The 1120-nt window shown below is 70.1% G+C and carries 1 protein-coding gene; it reads right to left on the bottom strand.

Annotation, left to right across the window (positions count from 1 at the left end; all coding sequences use genetic code 11):
• Positions 1–774, bottom strand: a 774-nt coding sequence (locus DPV74_RS41470; protein ID WP_162923341.1) for a GNAT family N-acetyltransferase, incomplete at its 3' end; no start/stop codon positions are given.
• Positions 775–1120 lie beyond the last annotated feature (346 nt).

Here is a 1120-nt window from a genome sequence, read left to right as displayed (position 1 = left end):
GAGCGGGCGCACCGTGACGCGCGTCGCGTCGTGCGCGCGGCCGGCCGCATCGCGCGCGCGCGCCTGCGCGTGGCGGATCGCGGTGAGTGACTGGCGCTGCTGACCCTGCGCATCGAAGTTTTCCGGTGCGAGCCACGCGTCGAAAGCGGCGCGGACATCCGGCCATTCGCCGTCGATGATCGAGAACCATGCAGTGTCGCGATTGCGGCCGCGGTAGATGATCGCCTGCCGGAACGTGCCTTCGTAGCGGAAGCCGAGCCGTGCGGCGGCCTTGCGCGACGGCACGTTCAGGTCGTCGCATTTCCATTCGTAGCGCCGGTAGCCGAGCGTGTCGAACGCGTACTTCATCAGCAGGAACTGCGCCTCGGTCGAGACGGGCGTGCGCTTGAGCAGCGGCGAGAACGTGACGGAGCCGACCTCGATCACGCCGTTGGCCGGATCGATGCGCATCAGCGCGAGCGTGCCGGCCGCGCGGCCCGTGGCACGGTCGATCACCGTGTAGTGCAGCGGATCCGCGCTCGCCTGCGCGCCGCGCGCGTAGTCGCGGTAGCTCGACTCGTCGGTGTACGGGCCGTGTGCGAGATAGGTCCAGTCGCTGCCGTCCGGCGCCTGGGCGTAGGCGGCGTACAGGTCGGCCGCGTGGCGCTCGGCGTCGAGCGGTTCGAGCCGGCAGTAGCGGCCTTCGAGCACGATGCGCTCCGGGCGCGGGCGCGCGGACCAGTCGGGAACGGGGTGGCCGATGGATTGCTGGAAAGCGTTGGTGAGCGTGGACAAGGTCGATCTCGCTTCGGTTGGCGGCCGGCGACATGCCGGCATGCAGACGATCGTAGTCGTGGCGAGGTACCATGAGAAGCGCCAGAGATCGGCGAATTTATGGTGCCACGAGCCGTGCGCCGCTGGCCGTGCGCGACCGGCCGTCCGCAACTAGCCGTCCGCAACTAGCCGTCCGCCACGTTCCGACATTTTCACGCTGCGATGTTCCGATGACGACAATCCTGCCTTCCGGCGACGCGCCGTTGCTGCCGCTCGACGCGCCGCTGGCGCGCACGCCGGGCGCGCCTTCGCTGCAGCGCCAGCTGCTGCGCCGCGTGCGCGACGCGATTCTCGGCGGCGCGATGCC

Source organism: Burkholderia sp. HAN2018 (assembly GCF_024704855.1).
GTDB lineage: Bacteria > Pseudomonadota > Gammaproteobacteria > Burkholderiales > Burkholderiaceae > Burkholderia > Burkholderia cepacia.
This window is presented reverse-complemented; position numbering and strand designations above follow the sequence as displayed.